Source organism: Campylobacter sp. GTC17093, assembly GCF_055397635.1.
In genome coordinates this window covers 158970-181538 of sequence record NZ_AP038832.1, presented here as the reverse complement: position 1 = coordinate 181538, position 22569 = coordinate 158970, and the positions used below count along the sequence as shown (strand labels likewise).

The 22569-nt window shown below is 30.4% G+C and carries 21 protein-coding genes; 16 read left to right on the top strand and 5 right to left on the bottom strand.

Annotated elements, in window-relative coordinates:
* Positions 1-50: 50 nt before the first annotated feature.
* Positions 51-371 (top strand): c-type cytochrome, encoded by a 321-nt coding sequence (locus tag ACZ5VL_RS00895; protein ID WP_464199085.1) that lies wholly within the window; start codon positions 51-53, stop codon positions 369-371.
* A 1-nt stretch (position 372) separates the two neighbouring features.
* Here ACZ5VL_RS00895 and ccoS read toward each other — a convergent pair whose 3' ends face one another.
* From ccoS to gap, 5 genes are all read right to left on the bottom strand, one after another.
* Positions 373-612, bottom strand: a complete 240-nt coding sequence (ccoS, locus tag ACZ5VL_RS00890) for a cbb3-type cytochrome oxidase assembly protein CcoS (protein ID WP_464199083.1) — start codon at positions 610-612, stop codon at positions 373-375.
* A complete protein-coding gene (locus ACZ5VL_RS00885; RefSeq protein WP_464199081.1) occupies positions 609-3002 on the bottom strand; it encodes a heavy metal translocating P-type ATPase in 2394 nt (797 codons plus the stop codon). The genes ccoS and ACZ5VL_RS00885 overlap by 4 nt, the downstream gene beginning before the upstream one ends.
* A 76-nt stretch (positions 3003-3078) precedes the next feature.
* Positions 3079-3762, bottom strand: coding sequence for a triose-phosphate isomerase (locus tag ACZ5VL_RS00880; protein WP_464199079.1), 684 nt, complete (start codon positions 3760-3762; stop codon positions 3079-3081).
* 2 nt (positions 3763-3764) lie between these two features.
* Complete coding sequence (locus ACZ5VL_RS00875) at positions 3765-4970, bottom strand: phosphoglycerate kinase (protein ID WP_464199077.1); 1206 nt, start codon at positions 4968-4970, stop codon at positions 3765-3767.
* Positions 4970-5980: a type I glyceraldehyde-3-phosphate dehydrogenase gene (gap, locus tag ACZ5VL_RS00870; protein WP_464199075.1), complete on the bottom strand. Its 1011-nt coding sequence runs from the start codon at positions 5978-5980 to the stop codon at positions 4970-4972. The genes ACZ5VL_RS00875 and gap overlap by 1 nt, the downstream gene beginning before the upstream one ends.
* A 61-nt stretch (positions 5981-6041) precedes the next feature.
* On the opposite strand from gap, the gene nadD reads away from it, so the two are divergent.
* From nadD to ACZ5VL_RS00795, 15 genes are all read left to right on the top strand, one after another.
* Positions 6042-6581 (top strand): nicotinate (nicotinamide) nucleotide adenylyltransferase, encoded by a 540-nt coding sequence (gene nadD / locus ACZ5VL_RS00865; protein ID WP_464199073.1) that lies wholly within the window; start codon positions 6042-6044, stop codon positions 6579-6581.
* Entirely contained in the window at positions 6578-6913 is a 336-nt protein-coding gene (gene rsfS / locus ACZ5VL_RS00860; RefSeq protein WP_464199071.1) for a ribosome silencing factor, read from the top strand. The genes nadD and rsfS overlap by 4 nt, the downstream gene beginning before the upstream one ends.
* A 174-nt stretch (positions 6914-7087) precedes the next feature.
* Positions 7088-8902, top strand: coding sequence for a PhoX family protein (locus ACZ5VL_RS00855; protein WP_464200214.1), 1815 nt, complete (start codon positions 7088-7090; stop codon positions 8900-8902).
* A gap of 792 nt (positions 8903-9694) precedes the next feature.
* The gene (locus tag ACZ5VL_RS00850) at positions 9695-10591 is read left to right on the top strand and encodes a hypothetical protein (protein WP_464199069.1); all 897 of its coding nucleotides are present in this window, start codon (positions 9695-9697) and stop codon (positions 10589-10591) included.
* A gap of 22 nt (positions 10592-10613) precedes the next feature.
* Complete coding sequence (gene nosZ / locus ACZ5VL_RS00845; RefSeq protein WP_464199067.1) at positions 10614-13208, top strand: Sec-dependent nitrous-oxide reductase; 2595 nt, start codon at positions 10614-10616, stop codon at positions 13206-13208.
* Between the two features lie 51 nt (positions 13209-13259).
* Positions 13260-14045: a cytochrome C gene (locus tag ACZ5VL_RS00840; protein WP_464199065.1), complete on the top strand. Its 786-nt coding sequence runs from the start codon at positions 13260-13262 to the stop codon at positions 14043-14045.
* Positions 14045-15256 (top strand): nitrous oxide reductase family maturation protein NosD, encoded by a 1212-nt coding sequence (gene nosD / locus ACZ5VL_RS00835; protein WP_464199063.1) that lies wholly within the window; start codon positions 14045-14047, stop codon positions 15254-15256. The genes ACZ5VL_RS00840 and nosD overlap by 1 nt, the downstream gene beginning before the upstream one ends.
* Positions 15253-15942: a 4Fe-4S dicluster domain-containing protein gene (locus ACZ5VL_RS00830; protein WP_464199061.1), complete on the top strand. Its 690-nt coding sequence runs from the start codon at positions 15253-15255 to the stop codon at positions 15940-15942. Before nosD ends, ACZ5VL_RS00830 begins: the two co-directional genes overlap by 4 nt.
* A 2-nt stretch (positions 15943-15944) precedes the next feature.
* A complete protein-coding gene (locus tag ACZ5VL_RS00825; protein ID WP_464199059.1) occupies positions 15945-16493 on the top strand; it encodes a c-type cytochrome in 549 nt (182 codons plus the stop codon).
* Positions 16490-16960 (top strand): c-type cytochrome, encoded by a 471-nt coding sequence (locus ACZ5VL_RS00820; RefSeq protein WP_464199057.1) that lies wholly within the window; start codon positions 16490-16492, stop codon positions 16958-16960. Before ACZ5VL_RS00825 ends, ACZ5VL_RS00820 begins: the two co-directional genes overlap by 4 nt.
* Before the next feature lie 11 nt (positions 16961-16971).
* Positions 16972-17880 (top strand): NapH/MauN family ferredoxin-type protein, encoded by a 909-nt coding sequence (locus ACZ5VL_RS00815; protein ID WP_464199055.1) that lies wholly within the window; start codon positions 16972-16974, stop codon positions 17878-17880.
* 8 nt (positions 17881-17888) lie between these two features.
* Positions 17889-18554 carry an ATP-binding cassette domain-containing protein gene (locus ACZ5VL_RS00810; RefSeq protein WP_464199053.1) on the top strand — a complete coding sequence of 222 codons (666 nt, stop codon included), beginning with the start codon at positions 17889-17891 and terminating at the stop codon, positions 18552-18554.
* A 21-nt stretch (positions 18555-18575) separates the two neighbouring features.
* Positions 18576-19403 (top strand): ABC transporter permease, encoded by an 828-nt coding sequence (locus tag ACZ5VL_RS00805; protein WP_464199051.1) that lies wholly within the window; start codon positions 18576-18578, stop codon positions 19401-19403.
* The gene (locus ACZ5VL_RS00800) at positions 19403-19876 is read left to right on the top strand and encodes a nitrous oxide reductase accessory protein NosL (RefSeq protein ID WP_464199049.1); all 474 of its coding nucleotides are present in this window, start codon (positions 19403-19405) and stop codon (positions 19874-19876) included. Before ACZ5VL_RS00805 ends, ACZ5VL_RS00800 begins: the two co-directional genes overlap by 1 nt.
* Positions 19877-19934: 58 nt before the next feature.
* Positions 19935-22553 carry a valine--tRNA ligase gene (locus tag ACZ5VL_RS00795; RefSeq protein WP_464199047.1) on the top strand — a complete coding sequence of 873 codons (2619 nt, stop codon included), beginning with the start codon at positions 19935-19937 and terminating at the stop codon, positions 22551-22553.
* The last annotated feature ends 16 nt before the right edge of the window (positions 22554-22569 follow it).

Here is a 22569-nt window from a genome sequence, read left to right as displayed (position 1 = left end):
TTTACTAAATTTAATTATAATTTCGCTACAAATCAGAAAAAGGATGTAAAATGAAAAAAGTAGTTATTGCAACAGCATTGGCATGTATTACAGCTGGATCAGTTTTTGCAGCTGATGGTGCTACAGTTTATAAAAAATGTATAGCATGTCATGGTGCAAAAGCTGAAAAAAGCTATCTAAATAAAGTTCCAGTATTAACACAAGTTGATGCTGCAACAAGACTTGAAGATATGAAAGCTTACAAGGCTGGAACAGCAGGCGAAGGCGGTAAAGGCAAATTTGGAATGGGCGCTGTTATGAAGCTTCAAATGTCTTCACTATCTGAAGAAGATATGAAAGCAGTAAACGACTATATTTCAACATTGAAATAATTTAATTTGGCGGAAAGTATTTGTTTTCCGCCATCTCTTTTTTTCTTAAAGCTTCTTTCTTTTTTTGTTCCATATTATAAGCATCATTTAATGCATCTTCTCCATCATTTTGAACTCCTCTTAAAAACTTATCATGGTCATCAAATTGTTTGTTTTTTAGTGCCCAAAGAAGCGCACTAAGTGCTATAATTCCAAGAAATATCGATACTCCAAGCATTAAAGCTATCACCCAAGCACTCATTTTATTCCTTTTATATTTTTTATTCGAAGTGCATTTAGAACTACAATTATAGAGCTAAATGACATTGACAAAGCTGCAATTAAAGGTATTACAAATCCAAACATCGCAAGCGGTATAGTAATGGAGTTGTAAATGAGTGAAAAAGCTAGATTTTCTTTGATAATTTTATAAGTTTTTCTAGCTATCAAAAAAGCATTATGTAAATTTTCTATCTCGTTTCTAAGTAGTACTATATCGCTTTTTTCTAAACTTATATCAGCGCCATTTCCAACGCAAATAGAAACTTTTGCATAACTTAGTGCAAGTGCGTCATTTATGCCATCTCCAACCATTATAACATTTTTCTTATTTTTGTTTAAATTTTCTATAAATTTAGCTTTATCTATCGGTAAAAGTTCACTTTTAAATTCATCTATATTAAGTATTTTTGCTACATCTTTAACTACATTTTCATTATCTCCACTTAGCATTATGGTTTTTAGACCAAAATTTTTAAATGAGTTTATCATTTTAAATGCGCCATCTCTGATCTCATCTTTTAATTCAAATTTAGCAACTAAATTACCATTTATAGCAAAAAAGAAGTTGCTAAAATCGCTTTTTTCACAGATAAAACCGTTTTCTTCCATAAGTTTATAGCTACCGCCAAGCATTTTTAAATCACCAAATTTAGCGCTCATTCCTTTTGCTAGAATATCTTTTATATCATAAAGTTCTAGTATTTTTAAATTTTCATAACTGCTTTTTATATACTCTTTTATGCTAAGACTTATAGGATGATTTGATGATAAAATAAGCGAAAAGAGTAAATTTATATCAAAATCATCATAAAATTTAACGCTACTTACGCTTAGTTTAGCCTTTGTAAGAGTTCCTGTTTTATCAAAAACTATTGTGTCACATTTTGCTAAATCTTCTATAAATTTAGCTTCTTTAAAAAGTATGCCTTTTTTTAATGCCAAACTTATACCAACTATGGATGAAATAGGCGTAGCAAGTGCAAGAGCACAAGGGCAAGAAATGATTATAACAGATATAAAAATAATCATAGAAGTGGCAAAATTTTGCGTTTTTATATACCAAAAGATAAAACTACAAATTCCTAAAAGCAAAATGATAAGAGAAAATTTAGATGATATAGCATTTGCTATATTTTGGATATTTGGTTTTTTAGATGTTGCATTTTCAAGCAAGTTGATGATTTTTGATAAGGTAGAGTTTTTAAACTCATCTTTTGCTCTATAGCGTAAACTACCATTTATGCATATCGCACCACTTGTTATCTCATTACCCTTTGTTTTATAAATAGGCACACTTTCGCCACTTAAGCTTGAGTAATCAAAACTGCCTTCACCATTTATAATAATTCCATCGATTAGGACTTTTTGACCGCTATTTAGAATAATAATTTCATCTTTTTTTATATTATTGACACTTTTTGATATGCTTTTGCCATCTTGAAGTATATTTACATCCAAAAGCGCAAGAGAACTTAGTGAATCAAGTGTATCTGTGGCTTTTTTTTGGCTTAGAATCTCTAAATATTTTCCAACAAAAATAAAAGCTATTATCATTGCAACTGAGTCAAAATATGTCTCACCAGTTCTTGAAAGCATAGCATATATGGAGTATATATAGGCTATGCTAGCCCCAGTTGATACAAGTAGATCCATATTTGGCATTTTGGTTCTTATGGCACTTAGCGCGCCTTTGAAAAATACAGCCCCGGTATAAAAGAGTACTAATGTAGCAAGCGTAAATTCACCAAAAGCTAGTATGCTTTTTACATCTTTATCAATACCGCTAAAATATCCTGCATAGTTTGCGATAGCTATCCACATAATATTCATAACGCCAAAAATTCCCACTAAAAGCTTTGCATAAAACTCTCTTCTTAATGAGTTTGCTCTAATTTCTGCGCGAGTTGCATCATATGGAGTAGGGTTGTAGCCAATGAGTTTGATTTTCTCAAAAATCTCTTTTAGAGATATTTCGCTATTATCCCAAGTAATTTTAGCTTTGTTTGTGGTTGCGTTAATATCAGCTTCTATTATGCCTTGTGTGTTAAAAAGTACTTTTTCATTTAACCAAACACAAGCAAGACAATGAATTCCTTCTATAATGATATAAATTTCATCAAAGCCATCTTTTGTTTTTGTTACATAATTTTTATATATATATTCTGTGTTTTGGTCATTTAAATTTTCCTCAGATACAGGAGAAAGTGTATTTTTGCCAAGTCTATCATAAAACTCACTTAATCCAGATTCGTTTAATATATGATATACATTTTTACAACCATTGCAACAAAACTTAAGCCCTTTTTGATCACTTACCATAGAGCTTTCATCAAATTTAAGTTTACAATGTTCGCATTTTTGTTGGGGCATAAATTTTCTTTAAAATGTTAATTTTTTATTATTATAGTAAATTTGGTTTTTAAATTTGATTAAGAAGATTTGTGAGCTATATAAACAACTCACAAAAAGTCTGAACTTTTAAGCTTGCTCCGCCAACTAAAACTCCGGAGCAATTTTTTACATCTAAAATCTCTTTGATATTATCTTTTTTTACACTCCCACCATAAAGTAGTGGCGCTTTTGTTTTTATTGCTATAAAAGAAAGTATAGAATCTATCTCATCAATACTTGGTATTTTGCCACTTCCTATCGCCCAAATAGGCTCATAGGCTATGACTAAATTTGGATATTTTAAATCAATATTTTTAAGTTGATTTTCTAAAAAAACTTTAGTTTTATTATTTTCATAAACATCTAAGCTTTCGCCTATGCAATATATAATCTTAAAATCATTTTTGGTGGCAAAGTCAAATTTAGCTTTTAAAAACTCATCATCTTCTTTTAAAATGGTTCGTCTTTCTGAATGTCCTATTAGAACTGTTTTTATGTTAAACTCATCAAGCTGATCTTTACCTATCTCTCCCGTGTAAGCTCCATTTTCACATGGATAAAAATTTTGAGCACCTTGAGTAAAGAGTAGATTATCTTCTTTTAAAAAAGATGATGAGGTTGGAAAAACCATTATATCATCATCTCTATTTAAATCTTTTAAAACTGCATTTAAATCTTTTGCATATTTAAGAAAACTATCTCTTGAGTGATTGCATTTAAAATTTGCAGCAAATATCAAATTTAATCCTTTTTTCTTAGAGGTTTTACGCCAGGTAGTTCTTTTCCTTCAATTAACTCTAAACTAGCTCCACCGCCAGTTGAGATAAATGTTATATCATCGGTATTTCCAGAACGCTCTACAACATCTGCCGTATCTCCTCCTCCAACAACAGTTGTGGCGTGACTAGCTGCTATTGCGTGACTCATCCTAAGGCTACCTTTTGCAAATTTATCTATTTCAAAAACACCCATTGGGCCGTTCCACCATATGGTTTGAGCATCTTCTATTGCTTCTCTAAAAAGAGCAACGCTAGCTGGTCCTATATCAAGCCCCATCCAATTAGATGGAATTTCTTGGACTGTTACATATTTCATAACTGTATCTTGAGAACAAGCTGGAGCTGCGATAGTATCAACTGGAAGATATATTTTTACACCAAGCTCTTTTCCTTTTTTTAAGATCTTTAATGATTCTTCTATTAAATCTTCTTCTAAAAGTGAATTTCCTATATTATATCCGATGGCTTTTAAAAAAGTAAAAGCCATACCGCCACCGATTATTAATTTATCAATACGAGGAAGTAAATTTGTAAGAGCTTGAAGTTTTCCGCTAACTTTGCTTCCGCCAACTACAGCAACAAATGGACGAGCTGGCTTTTTAATAAGATTTCTGGCAAAATTTATCTCTTTTATAAGTAAAAAGCCTGCAGCCTTATGCTCATCATCATAAAGTTTTGTTATGGCTTCAACACTACAGTGTGATCTATGACAAACTCCAAAAGCATCGTTTATGAAGAAATCTCCAAATTTAGCAAGCTCTTTTGCTAAATTTTCATCGTTTTTGGTTTCGCCTTTATCAAAACGTAAATTTTCAAGCAAAAGTATATCACCTTCTTGTAGTTTTGAAAATTTATCTTTTGCATCGTTTCCTACTATATCTTTTGCAAAAATAATCTCTTTTTTTATAAGACTTGATAATCTTTTTACAACTGGAGCTAGTGAAAATTTCTCTTCATATCCATTTTTAGGGCGACCTAAATGACTTGCTAGTACTATCTTGCAACCTTCATCTAGACAGTATTTTATGGTTGGAAGCGCAGAGCGAATTCTTCTATCATCAGTTATATTAAAAAATTCGTCCATTGGCACATTAAAATCACATCTAATGAAAACTGAATCACCTTTTTTTAGTTTTAAATCTTTTATAGAAAGTATATCTTCTGTCATTATTTTAATCCTTTTTTAGATGCATATATTGCTAAATCTATAAGTCTTTGTGAATATCCCCACTCGTTATCATACCATGACATTACTTTTAGCATATTGCCATCTACAACTTGCGTTAAATCACTTGCGACAATACTTGAGTATGGGCAAGTTGTAAAATCGCTTGATACTCTATTATCTTTATCTACTAGTAAAATACCTTTCATTGAACCATTTGCATATTCTTCAAAAGCTGCATTTACTTCATCTGCACTAACGTTTTTTGAAAGTAAAACACTCAAATCAACCATAGAAACATTTGCAACTGGTACTCTTAGTGCAAGACCATGCATTTTACCTTTTAAATTTGGTAAAACTAGAGAGATAGCTTTTGCAGCTCCTGTTGATGTTGGGATTATATTTGTTGCAGCAGCTCTACTTTTTCTATAATCTTTACCCTTTACATCCAAAAGAGTTTGACTTGAAGTGTAAGCGTGAGCTGTTGTCATTAAGCCTTTTACTATTCCAAATTTTTCATCTATAACTTTAGTAATAGGTGCTAAACAGTTTGTTGTGCAGCTTGCATTTGAGATAATTTTTTCGCCCGCGTATTTTTCTTCATTTACACCCATAACAAATGTTGGAGTATCGTCTTTTGCAGGAGCTGACATAACAACTAGTTTAATGTCATTATCTATGTAAGCTTGGCATTTTTCTTTTGTTAAAAATGCCCCAGTGCACTCTAAAACAACGTCTGCGCCATATTTTGTAAAATCTAACTCTTTTGGATCGCGTGTTGAATAAACTATGATTTTTTTACCATCAACTGATATTGTATTGTCATCTATAACTTCTACTTTTTTGTTAAATTCTCTATGAACTGTGTCGTATTGAAGTAAGTATCTTGTAATATCTCTTGATATGGCGGTATCGTTTATGGCTACAAGCTCTACATCATCTCTACTTAAAGCGATTCTTGCAGCACATCTGCCAATCCTTCCAAAACCATTTATAGCAATTTTTACTGACATTTTGTTCCTTTTTAGTTATAATAGCGCAAATTTTACAAAAAATAAGGTTAAAAAAGGTTAAATGAATGTAGCTTTTTTTGGTGGAAGTTTTGATCCACCACATTTTGGACACGATAGCATTGTTAAAATGACTTTGCAAACACTTGATATTGATAAACTTATAATAATGCCAACTTATATAAGTGCTTTTAAAAATGAGTTTAATGCTCCTCCAAAGCTTAGATTTGAGTGGGTAAAAAAAGTTTGGGGAAATTTGCCAAAAGTTGAAATAAGTGATTTTGAGATAAATGAAAATAGGCCAGTCCCTACTATAGAAAGCGTTAAACATCTGTATGAGCTTTATAATATTGATAAGTTTTATTTGATAATAGGTGCTGATCATTTGCCAACGCTTGAAAAATGGCACCATTTTGATGAGTTATGTAAGTTAGTGATATTTATCATAGCTCAAAGAAATCATATAAATATACCTAATAAGTTGAAAAAATTTGATATAAATGTTAATATATCATCTTCGCAAATTAAAGCAAATCTTGAAGATGATAAGATACCAGAAATTATCAAAGATGAAGTTATTAAATTTTATCAAGGAAAAAGATGAACAAAAGAATAGATAATATAATTAAAATTTTAGATGCAAAAAAAGCTGAAGAAATACAATTTTTCGATATGAGAAATGATGAGTATTTTGTTGATTATGTAATAATCGCTACAACATTAGGCGGAAAGCACTCACTATCTTTGATAGATGAGCTTAAAAATCAGCTAAAGCCACTTGGGGAGGAATTCTTAGGTGTAGAGTTTTCAGATGAGTGGAGTGTGTTAGATCTAGGTGATATAGTAGTGCATCTTTTTGATCCAGCTTATAGAGCTAAATACAATATTGAAGAGCTTTTAGAAAAGATAAAAGAACTAAAAAAAGAACTTATTTAGACTTATTATATTGTGATTGGTAAGTTTACTATTGCAAATTTATTTATAAAATCATAAGTTTTTTAAGAGAAACATTTTGGCAACATTTTTTGCTTATTTTGTAATCGATATGAAATTATTTTTTGTTATATTGCAAAAAATAAAATCATATAGGAGAAATTTATGGATAACGAAATTTCAAGAAGAGGTTTTTTAAAAGGTTCAAGTGTTGCATCTATGGCGTTATTTTTTAGCGGTTCAGCAACTAGCTTATTTGCAAATAGTAAAGATAATTTACTTGGTTTTAAACAAATCCCAGCTTCTAGTGCCGATACATTATTAGTTCCAGAAGGATATGAGGCAAAAGTTTTGGTTAAATGGGGTGATCCATTATTTAGCTCTGCTAATAAATTTGATGAGGCAAAAAATATAACTAATGTCTATGCTAAAAATGCCACACAAGTTTTTGGTGATAATACAGATGGTATGCAGTTTTATCCAATAGATGGTGACAAAAGAGCACTTCTTGTAGTCAATCAAGAGTACATTAACCCAGAGCTTATGTTTACTCATGAGGGCAAAGATGTAACAGCTGATGATATTTTGTATATGCAAAACTCTTGTGGAGTTACTATTGTTGAAATAGAAAGAAAAAATGATAATTCATACGATATTATAAAAGATAGTAAATACAATCGCAGAATTACTGCTTTAACTCCTATGGTTTTAACGGGTCCTGTTAAAGGTGATGATGCTGTAAAAACCACAAATGATAGTAAAGGCGAGTTTGTATTTGGGACATTTAATAACTGTGGTTGTGGCAAGACTCCATGGGGAACATATCTAACTTGTGAAGAAAATTTTGATGATTTTTTTGGCTCAAAAAATCCAGAGGCTAAAACAACAAAATCTTTTGATAGATATGGATTAAAGCCAAAAAGTAGCTATGGATGGGAGAAATTTGATGATAGATTTGATTTTGAAAAAACTCCAAATGAGCCAAATCGCCATGGATATATTGTAGAATTTGATCCATTTGATCCAAATTTTGTGCCTAAGAAAAGAACAGCCCTTGGAAGATTTAAACACGAAAATATTGAGATAACTATGGCAAATGACGGAAGAGTTGTAGCTTATAGTGGCGATGATGAAGTAAATGAATTTGTGTATAAATTTATCTCAAATAATAAGTTTAACTCAAAAGATTTAAAAGCAAATGTAGATATTTTAGAAAATGGAACTCTTTATGTTGCTAAATTTGAGGGAAATGACGGCGATTTTAAAGGAAATTTAAAATGGATTGAACTTGCTTTTGGCAAGAATGGACTAGACGAAAAAGCTGGCTTTAGGTCTCAAGCTGATGTTTTGATAAATGCTCGTTTAGCTGCAACTTTTTTAGGCGCAACTCCTATGGATAGATGTGAATGGATTTCAGCACAGCCTTCTAAAAAAGCTGTATTTGCTACATTTACAAATAATAAAGTTAGGGAGATTGTAGATGCTGCCAATCCAAGAGTAAAAAACAATTATGGACAAATTTTAAAATGGGAGCCAAAAAATGGAGATCATGCAAGTAGTGATTTTACCTGGACTACATTTGCTTTAGCTGGTAATCCAAAAGTTAAAGATGGTCTTTATAAAGGTAGCTCAAATATAAATGAAGATAATATGTTTAATAGCCCAGATGGACTTAAATTTGATAAATTTGGTCGCCTTTGGATACAAACTGATGGTGATTACTCAAACAAAAAAGACTATGAAGGTATGGGAAATAACCAAATGCTTTGTGCAAACCCAGAAACTGGTGAAATCAGGAGATTTTTAACTGGTCCAATTGCATGCGAAATAACAGGGCTTTGCTTTAGCGATGATTGCAAAAGTATGTTTGTTGGCGTCCAACACCCAGGTGAAGAATTAAAAGGAAGTCATTGGCCTGAAGGTGGAAATAACACCCCAAAATCAGCAGTTGTAATGATAACTAAAAAAGATGGTGGAATTATCGGTGCTTAAACCAGTATGCTTGAGTATTAATTTTAATACTCAAGCATGTTTTTAAATATTTAAAATTTTAATATTTTATCAGGCTTTTTGGATAAAACTATAAGTTAATAATTTTTAATGATAAAAAAGAGCAAAATATATTGTTTTGGTATCAGTTATCATCTGCTTTATCTTGTATATTCTTAGGTTTACTGCAACTTTTGTGTCCTCATATAATTAAGCTCATTAACTTGATTGATAGATGCAGATGCTGTGTATGTTTTATCAAATTAAAAAACATACATTCTTTATAAATTTGGTTAAAATCATTCTTGTTTATTGCAGAAAGCGAGCTGCGAATTCTTTTAGCTCATTTATATACTTTGGCGAAAACAATCCTTCTAGTTGCTAAAACTTTGGGCTAGTTTGATGAAACTTGCACCAAAAGTGAATTTTATGTGGTTTGAGACTTGCTTAGTCTTTAAATATCTTATAAAAAGAAAGATTTTCCTTTCTGATTAATAGAAAAATGTTAGCAGTAAGTGAAAAATTCTCCAAATTCTTATGAGATTATAAAACTTTATCATCCATCTTTTTTCTAAATTTATAATGTCTTCTTTTGTTGCTAAAAAGCCACTAAGTCTGATATTTACATAATTAGCTTCTTAAAAATTGGTTTAATGATGATATTATAAAAAATATTATATGTATTTTATGAAATTAGTATATTTTAAGCAAAATGTTAACTTAATGGTGCAATAATTCGTTAAATTAATATTTATTTTTTATTTTAAATAAATATTAATTAGCAAGGAGTATATTTTGCTCGAAGCGTTTAATAAAAAACTAAAAATTTATTTTTGTTTATTATTTTTGCTATTAAGCTATGTACAATCAAAAGAACAATCTTTTGCAAATTTTGATCTAAACAAAACTATCATTGCATCAAGTTTTGATGAGGGTACAAATAAAATTTTGCTCTATGATAAAAATAAAAATCTTATATTTTTTAATTTAAACAATCTCTCTGTAGAACTTTTACATCATTATAGTGATGACTTAATTGCTTCTTTTGATTATTATGATGGAAAAATTTACTCTATTTTTGCAAATGGAGATTTGGTTATTTTTGATGATAAATTTAACTTGATTAGTAAACAAACCATTTTAAGTTTTACAAAAAATATAGATAAAATTTATTTTAATAAAGACAAAATTTTTATAATTTATGATTATAAAAATATTTTAATTTATGACATTGTTACAAATAGTAAAAAAGTTATACAAAACAGACAAAAAATAAACTCAATTTCTTTTAGTAAAAATACTTTTTGCATGATAGGGTGGAATAAAAAAGTAGAATGTGGCGAAGAGCAAAATGCACATTTAGATGTTCAAAAAATCTTAACTTCTTTATTTTATTGTAATAAAAAAGATAAATTTATAACTGGTGATATAGATGGAAATATCTATATCGTTGGCGAAAACAAACAACTTCATGCACCTATTTTGAATGAAATTAAGCATATATCGTGTGATAAAAATAAAATTTATATATCAGATAATAGAGAAATTTATGTATTCAAAGATGATAATTTTAGCCTTTTTGATACAGAAGATAATGGTATTTTAGATATGTTTGTAGATAAAAATAATAAATTGATTTTAATCAATCAAAACGGTTCAATAAAGATATACAATCAGTTAAATATTAAATAAATCACTAGTAAAGGAGGAGATTATGTTAGTTGATTTAATCAAGTCTAAATTTCTAACTTTCGTGCTAATTTGTGCATCTAGTTTTGCTTTTGCGCAAAGCGATTTGCAACAAATTATGAAAGAAAGAAATTTAAGTGAAAAAGACATCTTGGCAGCTGCTAAAACTTATCAGCCAAGTGGTAGAAAAGACGAGTTTATTGTTTTTTCTTCAGGAGGACAATCTGGACAAGTTATTGTTTATGGAGTTCCTTCTATGAGAATTTACAAATACATTGGGGTATTTACGCCAGAACCATGGCAAGGATATGGATATGATAATGAGTCTAAGAAAATTCTTGATGATGGAAAGATAGACGGAAAAGCTATAACATGGGGGGATACTCACCATCCAAACTTCACAGAAAAAAATGGCGAATATGTTGGCGATTATCTTTTTATAAATGATAAAGCAAACCCTAGAATAGCTGTTATAAATTTACATGATTTTGAAACTTCTCAAATAGTAGTAAACCCTATAATGAAAAGCGAACATGGTGGAAGTTTTCTTACGCCAAACAGCGAATATGTTATAGAAGCTACACAATACGCTGCACCTCTTGATGGACAGTGGCATCCAATTGAAGAGTATCAATCAACTTATAGAGGAGCTATAACGCTTTGGAAATTTGATTATCCAAAAGGAAAGATTGATGTTGAAAAATCTTTCTCATTAGAGCTTCCTCCATATATGCAAGATCTAAGTGATGCCGGAAAAGGCGAGAGTTATGGATGGGCTTTTACAAATTCATTTAACTCTGAAATGTATACAGGTGGTATAGAAAAAGGTCTTCCTCCTATGGAGGCTGGTATGAGTAGAAATGATACTGACTTTTTGCATGTTTATAACTGGCAAATTCTAGAAAAACTTGCTCAAGATCCTAAAAATTATACAATCTATAATAATCATAGAGTTATTAAAATGCAAGCTGCTATAGATGCTGGAGCTTTATTTTTAATACCTGAGGCAAAATCTCCACATGGAGTAGATGTTACTCCTGATGGAAGATATATTATAATTGGTGGTAAATTAGATACTCATATATCTATATTTGACTTTAAGAAGATAAAAAATCTTATAGATAAAAAAGAGTTTGTAGGAAAAGATCCTTTTGGTATTCCAATTTTAGATATGAAAAAAGCTTTGCACGGTCAATTAGATCTTGGTCTTGGACCACTTCATACAAGTTTTGACTCTAAAACTGGCATAGCTTATACTTCTTTATATGTTGATTCTCAAATAGTTAAATATGACTATATAAATTTAAAGGTACTAGATAGAATAAATGTTCATTATAACATTGGACACCTTGATACAATGGAAGGAAAATCCGCTAAACCTGTTGGCAAATATGCTATAGCTTTGGATAAACTTTCTATAGATAGGTTTAATCCAGTTGGTCCTTTACATCCGCAAAATCACCAACTTATAGACTTAAGTGGTGCTAAGATGGAATATCTTTATGATATGCCTATTCCACTTGGTGAGCCTCATGATGTTGTGAGTATTGCAGCTAGTAAGCTTAGCCCAAAAGTAACTTATACTATGGGAACAAACTCTAGAACTGGCGAGCAACATGAAGCTATGACCCTAGCTGGTCAAGAAAAAATTGTGAGAGATGGAAAAAATGTAAAAATTTATGCAACCGCAGTAAGAAGTCACATCAATCCTGAGCATATAGAAGTTCAAAAAGGAGATAATGTAACAATTTATCTAACAAACCTTGAAAGAGCACAAGATGAAACTCACGGTTTTGCTGTTAGTGGATACAACGTTCATATGTCAGTTGAGCCAGGTAAAACAGCTAGTGTTTCTTTTGTAGCTGACAAAGAAGGTGTATTTCCTTACTATTGTACAGAGTTTTGTTCAGCTCTACACTTAGAAATGTTTGGTTATCTTTATGTAAAAGATCCAAATAAAAAATATGAATCTGTTAAAAAATCACAACTTCAAGCTTTAAGCCCAGAAGCTCTAGAAGCTGAATATCAAAAAATTTTAGCTACAAATAAAGCTACAGATGAGGTTATAGGCCAAGTTGTTAAATTTTTAAAAGATAAAGGGTATGATAAATATCCAGATGTAAAAGCTTTGGTTACTGACGCACTAGATCAATATGCTAGAAGAGAAGAGCCAAAAGCTAAAGCCGATAAAGCTTATAAAGATGGTGATGTAAACGGTGCTATTTTATGGGAATATCAAGTTTGGCAATATCTTGTAAAAACAGCAGACGTTGGCTTAAGGGCTAAAAATAACCTATCAAGAAAATTAGCAACCCCTATGAGTAAGGCTGCTGCAAGAGGTGAAGAAGCTTACTTAAAAGGTGGATGTAATGGATGTCATGTTATTGGTCAAGTTAGCTCAGGTCCAGATTTAACTGGTGTTTTACTAAGACATGAAAAAGGTGAATCTTGGGTTTATAGTTTCATAAAAAATCCAGCTAAACATTATGAAGAAGAGTATGTAAAAAGCCTTATAAACTTCTTTAACCTAAGAATGCCAAATCAAAATATGACTGATCAAGAAACTAAAGATATTATCGAATATTTAAAATGGATTGATGAAAACGCTGGCGTAAATTAATGCTAATGTTGCCACTTTTTTAAGTGGCAATTTAAATTTAAAGGATGATAAATGCCTAAATATAAAATTTTTACCATAATTGCTCTTGTTGTAATGACTATTTGCTTTACAATTCCTGCTTTGGGTTTTTATGGAATAAGCGGAAAAATTAAATCAAATGAAATAACATCAGGATATCAAATACCATCCTATGCTCATGCAATATGGAATACATATACTAGAATTCAATACAAAAACCATCTTTTAAGTGATGATATAAAAAATAATTTAAATAAAATGATGGATGTAAAAGCTGAAATTTCTGTACCATCTTTGCCTGTATGGTATATTTCATTAGAAGCCCCAAATTATCCAAAAGAGGCATTTCCTGATGGTATACCTATCTATGTTCATGTTGATGGATTTGGTGGCGATGTTCATGAGATGAATACTCTAAACCACTACATAGGTATGTTTCCAGTTGAAACAGGTGGAGTTTTTGAACACTCAATGTCGCCGTATTATCTAATAATAGCAACTATATGTATGCTTTTGTTTTTATATTATGATGGAAAAGGAAATTCTCTTTTGATGGTTTTGCCGGCCATTGCTCCTATAATATTTTTAGGATGTTATGTTGGATGGCTGTATTGGTTTGGACACAATCTGCAAGATTGGGGCGCATTTAAGATAAAACCATTTATGCCTACTGCATTTGGGGATGGAAAAGTAGCCCAGTTTACAACACATTCATATCCTACGATAGGTTTTTATATGATGATTATTTTATCTGCATTTTCGATTTTGGCGGTTTTTTCAAAGAAAAAATATTTAAAAGACAATAATGTGGTTAAATAATGAAAATTTTTGCTTTTATTTTGATAATGCTAAATTTATCTTTTGCAAACGAACTTCAAGATGCTATAGATAAGGCAAACGCTGGCGATATTATAGAACTTGGTGATGGAGTATACAAAGGCTCAATAACTATAAATAAGCCACTTAGCATTATTGGAATAGGGCAAAATGTGATAATAGATGGTGATGGAAATGGTAGTGTTATAAATATAAACTCATCATTTGTTAATATAACAAATTTGACTATTCAAAATAGTGGCGATATGCCTACAAATATAGATAGTGCTATAAATGTAAAAAATTCAAACAATATAAATATAGGCTCAAATACCATAAGGGATACTCTTTTTGGTATAAGTTTTGAAAAGACAAATGGGTCAAAAATTTACAACAATAAAATCTCTTCAAAAAATCTTCCCATGGGAGAGCGAGGCGATAGTATAAGGCTTTGGTATAGTCACGAAAATGATATATTTGATAACAATGTATCAAACTCAAGAGACCTTGTTTTATGGTATTCTAGTAAAAATAAAATTATAGGCAATCATGGTAAAAACTGTAGATATTCTTTGCATTTTATGTATGCTGGTGAAAATTTAGTTGAAAATAATGTTTTTGAAAACAATAGCGTCGGTATATTTTTTATGTTTTCTGAGGGGAGTACTGCAAGGGGAAATGTGGTTAAAAACTCAATCGGAGCTTTTGGTGTTGGAATTGGCATGAAAGATACATCTGATTTTAAAATTTATGACAATACCTTGATATATAATGCAAGGGGGCTTTATCTTGATCAATCCCCGTTTCAACCTGGCAAAATAAATTATTATGAAAATAATAAAATTTTATACAACACGGTTGGTATTCAGTTTCATGCAACGCAACACAAAAGTGTTTTCAAAAACAATGTTTTTAAAGGAAATATGGAGATAGTTTTTAACGATACTCCAGAATCAAAATTAAATTTAAATGAATGGAGCGAAAATTATTTTGATGAATATGATGGACTTGATTTAGATAAAGATGGATATGGCGATATACCATATAATCATTATGTTTATGCCGATAAGTTATGGCAAAGTAATCCAAGTATAAGATTTTTTTACGGCTCTAGTGTTATAACTATTTTAAATGCACTTGCAAAACTAGCGCCTTTTTCGGAGCCTGAGTTTTTATTAAAAGATGATAAGCCAAGAATGGAACCAATTTTATGAATAGAAGAAGTTTTATTAGTTTTAGTACAAAAGTGGCATCAATATCTTTTTTATTTCCATGTGTTAGCTTTGCTAGTGATGCTAAAGTGTATTTAAGGCCACCTGGGGCTTTGGAAGAAAAGCAGTTTTTGTCAACTTGTATAAAATGCGGACAGTGTGTGCAAGTTTGTCCATATTATACGCTAAATTTGATGGATATAAATAGTGGTTTTTCTATAGGAACTCCTTGCATATATCCAAGTAAAAGAGGATGTTATTTGTGTGATCTTTTCCCTTGTATTTTGGCTTGTCCAAGCGGAGCTTTAGATTATAATGTAACAGATATAAAAGATATTCATCTTGGAATTGCAGTTATTTCAAATTTAGATTCTTGTTTGTCTTTAAAGAATGAAAAACTCACTAGTAAACATACTCAAAAGATTTTAAATTTCAAAGTTCATAATGAAAAAGAGAGGATTTTGGCTGAGAGTATAAAATCTAGTGAAGATAAAAATTGTGACTTATGTGTTAAGTTATGTCCGTATCCCAATAAGCAAGAAGCTATTGATATGATTAATCAAGATGGAAAAGTATTTCCTGTAATAAAACAAAAGTGCGTTGGGTGTGGGGTTTGTAGCGAGATTTGTCCGAAAGATGTTATAAATATAATTCCAAATCAAACATACGAAGCTGTGTATAAAGGATAAAAATGAAAAAATTATTTATAATCTTTATTGCTATAATTTTTCTAGTAGGTTGCGAAAAATCAGAAGATAAAAATAAAGCAGATGAAAACAGTTCAAATTTAGCTTCGCAAAATAGTATTGTTATAAAAAAAGGCGATCAAAACATTACAAAAAACAGCGATCAGTTTATAAACTATGATATAAAAGGTCAAAGGCAAGTATCTTTTACTATAAATAATGAAAACAACATTACTACTAAAGACATTGTAGCCCATTCAAATATCAGAAATCCCTATCAAAAAGTAAATTTAAGCTTAGTTAAAAAAACTTTGGGTAGAAATTTTATTTTAAAGTGTTCTGCGTGTCATAACGAGTATGCAAATGGCGTTATAGGACCATCTTTGCTTTCTAAAACATCTGATGAAATTTATAAAATGATAATAAAATACAAAAACACTCCAGGAGCAAATGTACTTATGAGTGAACTTGTAAATAAAATGTCAGAAACTGAAATTAAAGAGATTGCAAATGAAATTTATGAGTTTAATAAACAATTTGGAGGAGTAAAATGAAAATGGGTCAGAAAATAGTCATTTTTATCATAGTATTGCTTATAGGTTTAATGGTGTTTATGATGATGAGTCAAACATCTACTAAAAGTCAAAAAAAAGAAACTATAAAAACAGAAAATAACAATACTCAAAATATAGATAATAAGCAAAAAATCATGAAAAAAGATGCAGGACTTATAGAAGATAGTGAGCTAAAAATAGTTAAAGATTTGCAAACTAAAATTAGCTCAAGTGAAGCAAAATCTAGCAAGATGTATCTTGTAAGTTGTGCACCTTGTCATGGAAAAGACGGCAAAGGTATAATAGCACCTCCTATAAATGGACAAAGTAAAGAGTATATTTTAGAAAAGCTAAGAGCGTATAAAAACAATGAAATACCAAATAGTTTAATGAAAGGCATTTTTACAAATGTTGATGAAAAAACTTTAGAAGGTTTGGCAGTAGAAATTTCAAAATTTCCTAAATAAAAGTTGATATTATGGATAAATATAATAACAGAGAAACGCTTAAAAAATCTAGTTTTTTTTCTACATTTATAAGTACAAAACAAAATGGCAAAAAAACTCTTAGTTTAAGAGCATATAGATACTTTGTGGTTATTTTGATACATGTTTTGTTTTTGCTTTCTTATTATGTAGATATCCAAATTCTTGAAGGCTCTATTAGCGGTTCTAGAATTTTAGGCTTTCATCTAGCAGATCCTTTTATAAGTTTGGAGGTAATGTTAGCCCATAAGCAGTTTCCTATAAATTTAATCATAGGTTCTATGAGTATCTTGACTTTTTATTTTATTTTTGGTGGTAGGGCGTTTTGTTCTTGGGTTTGTCCTTACGGTATAATAAGCGAAATAGGAGAAAAGTTAAACTCTAAACTTATAGAAAAAAAGATAATAAAACCAAGAAAAATAACTAGAAAAATTCGCTATTTTATATGGTCTATTTTTTTGATATCAAGTCTTTTAACAGGAATGTTAGTTTTTGAAATTTTCAACATTGTTGGCATACTTTCGAGATTTATCATATATGGTTTTAGCTTTGCATTTTTTTGGATTATTATAGTTTTTTTAGTAGAAGTATTTTTATCAAGAAGGGTTTGGTGTGCGTGTATATGTCCAATTGGGACAACTTACTCACTTTTTACATCAAAACCAAGCCTTACAAAAATTAGTTGGAATAAACAAACATGTGATCATTGCGGAGTTTGTATAGATGTCTGTTTTGTTGGAGATATTTTAGAACTTACTAAGAAAAATAGCTTACAGTCAAAAGATGACAATAAAAATAAATTTACTCTAAATGGTATTGATTGCACAATGTGCGGAAGATGTGTGGACGTATGTCATAATGATTCTTTAAAATTTGAAAACAAGATAAAAGATATAATCTAGGATAATATATGATTGAAATTATAAATGTTACTAAAAAATTTGATGAACAAGTGATTTTGGATAATGTAAATATAAATATAGCTCAAAATCAAAATGTTTTATTTGTTGGGCAAAATGGAGCAGGAAAAAGTTCTTTGATGAAAACGATATTAGGCCAGTATTTGCCCGACAAGGGAAGCGTTAGTATAGATGGATTTAATCCGCTTAATGATAGAAAAAAAGCGCTTTTAAATTTAGCTTTTGTGCCACAAACTCCGCCACCTCTTAAATTTAATCTAAGTGAGCTTATGAGCTATGTTTGTAAAAGCACAAATACAAAAGAGAGTGAAATTTATAACTTTTGTCAAAAGTTAAATTTTGATTTAAAACAAAATTTAAAAAAGTCTTTTTATAAGCTTTCTGGTGGTATGAAACAGAAATTTCTTATAGCCATAGCTTTTGCTAGAAATGTTGATATCATGCTTTTTGATGAGCCAATGGCAAATTTAGATCCAATAAGTAGAGATAAATTTAGTAAGCTTTTAAAAGAGTATTTTAGGCAAAAAAGTATGATTTTTATCTCACATAGGCTCGATGAGATAGGTGGTTATATAGACAGAGTTATTGAGATGGATCTTGGTAAGATTATAAAAGATGAGATGATAAATGGAGCTAAAGATGAGAAATTTATTTAAATTTATTTTGAAGGAAAATATATGCAAAATACTTTTATGATAGCTTTTTTGGATTTAAAAGAGTCTTTTCGCTCCAAATGGTTTTTGCTATATTTTTTAGTTTTTACTTCAATTATTGCAATATTTTTTGCTACAGGCGTAACAAACTCAAGAGTTATGGGTTTTAGTGGTCTTTCTAGGTTGCTACTTTTGTTTATACAAATTTGTATTATCATTTTACCTATTTTTGTTCTTATTTCTACTGTTAAAACTATACTTAAAGATAGAGACTCAAATGTTTTAGAATATTTGTTAAGTTTTCCTATCTCTTATGAAGAGTATTATTATGGAAAGGCGTTTGGAAGATTGATTGGGGTATTTTTGCCTGTATTTTTATCTGTTTTAATGGCTATTATTTGGGGATTTATAAAAGGCGTACAAATTCCTTGGGATATATTTTTATTATATACTGGCATCATTTTTAGTATGTGCTTTTCTTTTATCGGGATATCTTTTTTAATCTCTAGTATAGTAAAAACACAAGAAGTTGGAACTGGTGTAGCATTTTTTATATGGCTGTTAATGCTTGCTTTTTTAGATATTATCTTGATTGGATTTTTGATGAAAACAAAGATAAATCCAGATGTAATTTTTGCTATAGCTCTTTTAAATCCTGTAGAGACATTTAGAATTGCAGCCATTTCGCTATTTGATCCGCAACTTGCAGTAATTGGATCAACTGCGTATTTTATACTGCATAACTTTGGGAGAATAAATTTTCTTATATTTGCTCATATTTACCCACTTTTGATAGGATTGGTTTCGCTTTTGATAGGATTTTATATTTTTAAAAAGAAGGATTTAGCATAATGAAATTTAAAATTTTTATAGCAACTACTCTATATTGCGTCACTTTAAACGCATATGAAATTCCAAAAGATAAGGTTGATGACTGGTTAAAAGATACAAATTTAACTTGCCAACTTTTTCATACGATCGATACAACAAATCTTAAAAATTGGCGTGCTTATTTAGTAACTAAAGATGATAAAAAACTAGTTTTTAACTCTGTAAAAACTATGTTTAACTACTTTTATGCAAATTTTCAAAAACATGATGAAAATATGAGTTCTATGCTTGTAACTGATTATAAAAATGGGAATTTAGTAGACGCAACGAATGCCTTTTATATTTTTGGAAGCAACATTATGAGCGCAAGAGGCGATGATTTGATACCCTTTGAAAATTTAGATGATGCAAAAGAATTTTACGCAAAAAACTCAGGGCATAAAATTTTAAAATTTCAAGAGATCAATAAAAATCTTATAGATTATCTGCGTTAATTATTTTATCAAAGTATTTTGGGTAAAATTAAAGACTAATAATTTTTAAGGATAAAAAGTGGCAGATTTTTACGATCCAAATGAGATTGAAGAAAAATTTTATAAAATTTGTGAAGAACGTGGCTATTTTGAAATTGATGGAAATAAAGAAATTTCTAAAAGTGATAAAACATTTTGTATCATGATGCCACCTCCTAATGTTACTGGAGTACTCCATATCGGACATGCACTAACTTTTACACTTCAAGATATCATGACAAGATATAAAAGAATGGATGGCTATAAAACACTTTATCAGCCAGGCATGGATCATGCAGGTATCGCAACTCAAAATGTGGTAGAAAAAAAACTTCTAGCAAAAGGTATAAAAAAAGAAGAGCTTGGGCGTGAAAAATTTGTAAATGAAATTTGGAAATGGAAAGAAGAAAGCGGTGGAACCATTTTAAAGCAGATGCGAAAACTTGGCATTACTCCAGCTTGGAGCAGATTAAGATTTACAATGGATGATGGACTAAAAAGCGCTGTAAAAAAAGCTTTTGTAAATTTGTATAATCAAGGTCTTATTGTTCGTGGTAATTATATGGTAAACTGGTGCACACATGATGGTGCACTAAGTGATGTAGAGGTTGAACATAAAGAAAATAAAGGAAAGTTATATCACTTAAAGTATCCAATAAAAAATAGCAGTGAATTTGTAGTTGTAGCAACAACTCGTCCTGAGACATATTTTGGAGATACTGCTGTAATGGTAAATCCAAACGATGAAAGATATAAACATTTGATAGGAAAAAGTGTCATTTTGCCTATTGTAAATCGCGAAATTGAAATTATAGCCGATGAATATGTTGATATGAGTTTTGGAACAGGTATTGTAAAAGTTACACCTGCTCATGATCAAAATGATTATGAAGTTGGAAATCGTCATAACTTAGAGTTTTTGACAATATTTGATGAAAAAGGCATTTTAAATGAACATTGCGATAAATTTGCAGGACTTGAAAGGCTTGAAGCTAGAGATATAGTTGTTGCTGAGCTTGAAAAACTAGGATTTGTTGAGAAAATAGAAGATTACACAAATCAAGTTGGATACTGCTATAGATGCAAAAATGTAGTTGAACCTTACATCTCAAAACAGTGGTTTGTAAAAAGTGATATCGCAAAAAATGCTATAAATTTAGTAAATGAGGGTGGAAGCGAGTTTTATCCAAGTCACTGGATAAATAGCTTCAATGCTTGGATGAGAGAGCTAAAAGACTGGTGTATCTCAAGGCAACTTTGGTGGGGACATCAAATTCCTGTATTTTACTGCGATGAATGTGGTCATGAGTGGGCAAGCGAAGAAGATGAACCAAAAGTTTGTCCAAAATGTTTTAAAACTCATATTCATCAAGACCCAGATGTGCTTGATACTTGGTTTAGTAGTGGGCTTTGGCCTATCTCAACGCTTGGATGGGGAAATGATGATATCTACAAAGGCGAGAAATGGCATACAAACGACCTAAATGAGTTTTATCCAAATACCATGCTTATAACAGGATTTGACATCTTGTTTTTCTGGGTTGCTAGAATGATGTTTCAGTGTGAAAATGCTACATCTAAGCTACCTTTTAAAGATATTTATCTTCACGCACTTGTTAAGACAAGTGATGGCAAGAAAATGAGTAAAAGTAGTGGAAATGTTATCGATCCACTTGAAAAAATAGAAGAATATAGTGCTGATATACTTCGTTTTACGCTCGCACTTCTTGCAATTCAGGGTCGCGATATAAGACTTAGCGAAGAAAAAATGGTGCTTGTTAGAAACTTCACAAATAAGCTTTATAATGCTCATAAATACTTGCTTTTAAATGCCAAGAAATTCCCAGATTTAAGTGAGTGTGATATAAAAACAAAGCTTGGTTTGTACTTGAAAAGTCGTTTTCAAATATGTGTAAATGAGACAAGAAGAAACATAGATGAGTATAGATTTAATGATGCGGCAAATGCAATATATAAGTTTTTATGGGATGAGTTTTGTGACTGGGGCATTGAACTTAGTAAGGCTGAGAAAAGCTCTGTTGTAGAACTTGGTGCAATTTTTAAGGAAGCTATGAGGCTACTTAGTCCTTTTATGCCGTTTTTAAGCGAGTATTTATATCATGAGTTAAGTGGTTCAAATTTAGAGAATTTTAAATCTATAATGGTTTCAAATTATCCTAAAATTTCAAAAAATGATGAAGCTATAGAAAATTTATTCAATGTTCTAATAGAAGCAGTTATTTCTATACGCCGCGCAAAAGCTGTGGTTGACTTAGGCAACTCAAAAATTCCACTTGCTTATATTAAGTTAAATAACAATGAAAATTTAGATGATGCTATAAAATACATAAAACTTTTAGCAAAATGCGAAGATGTTAAATTTACAGATGTTAAGATAGAAAACGCGATAACTGATGTGAGTGAGAATTTAACCACATTTGTGCCACTAACTGGTGTTGATACAAGCGAATTTGTAAAAAGACTTACATCCCAAAAAACAAAGCTTGAAAAAGAAATAGCCAAATTGAGTGCAATGCTAAATAACGAAAAATTCGTAGCAAATGCTCCAGCTGAGGTAATCCAGACAAATAAAGCAGGGCTAGTAAATGCTCAGTCTCAGCTAGAAAAAGTTATAAATGAGCTTAAAAATTTTGCATAGCAAAATCACTCAAAAT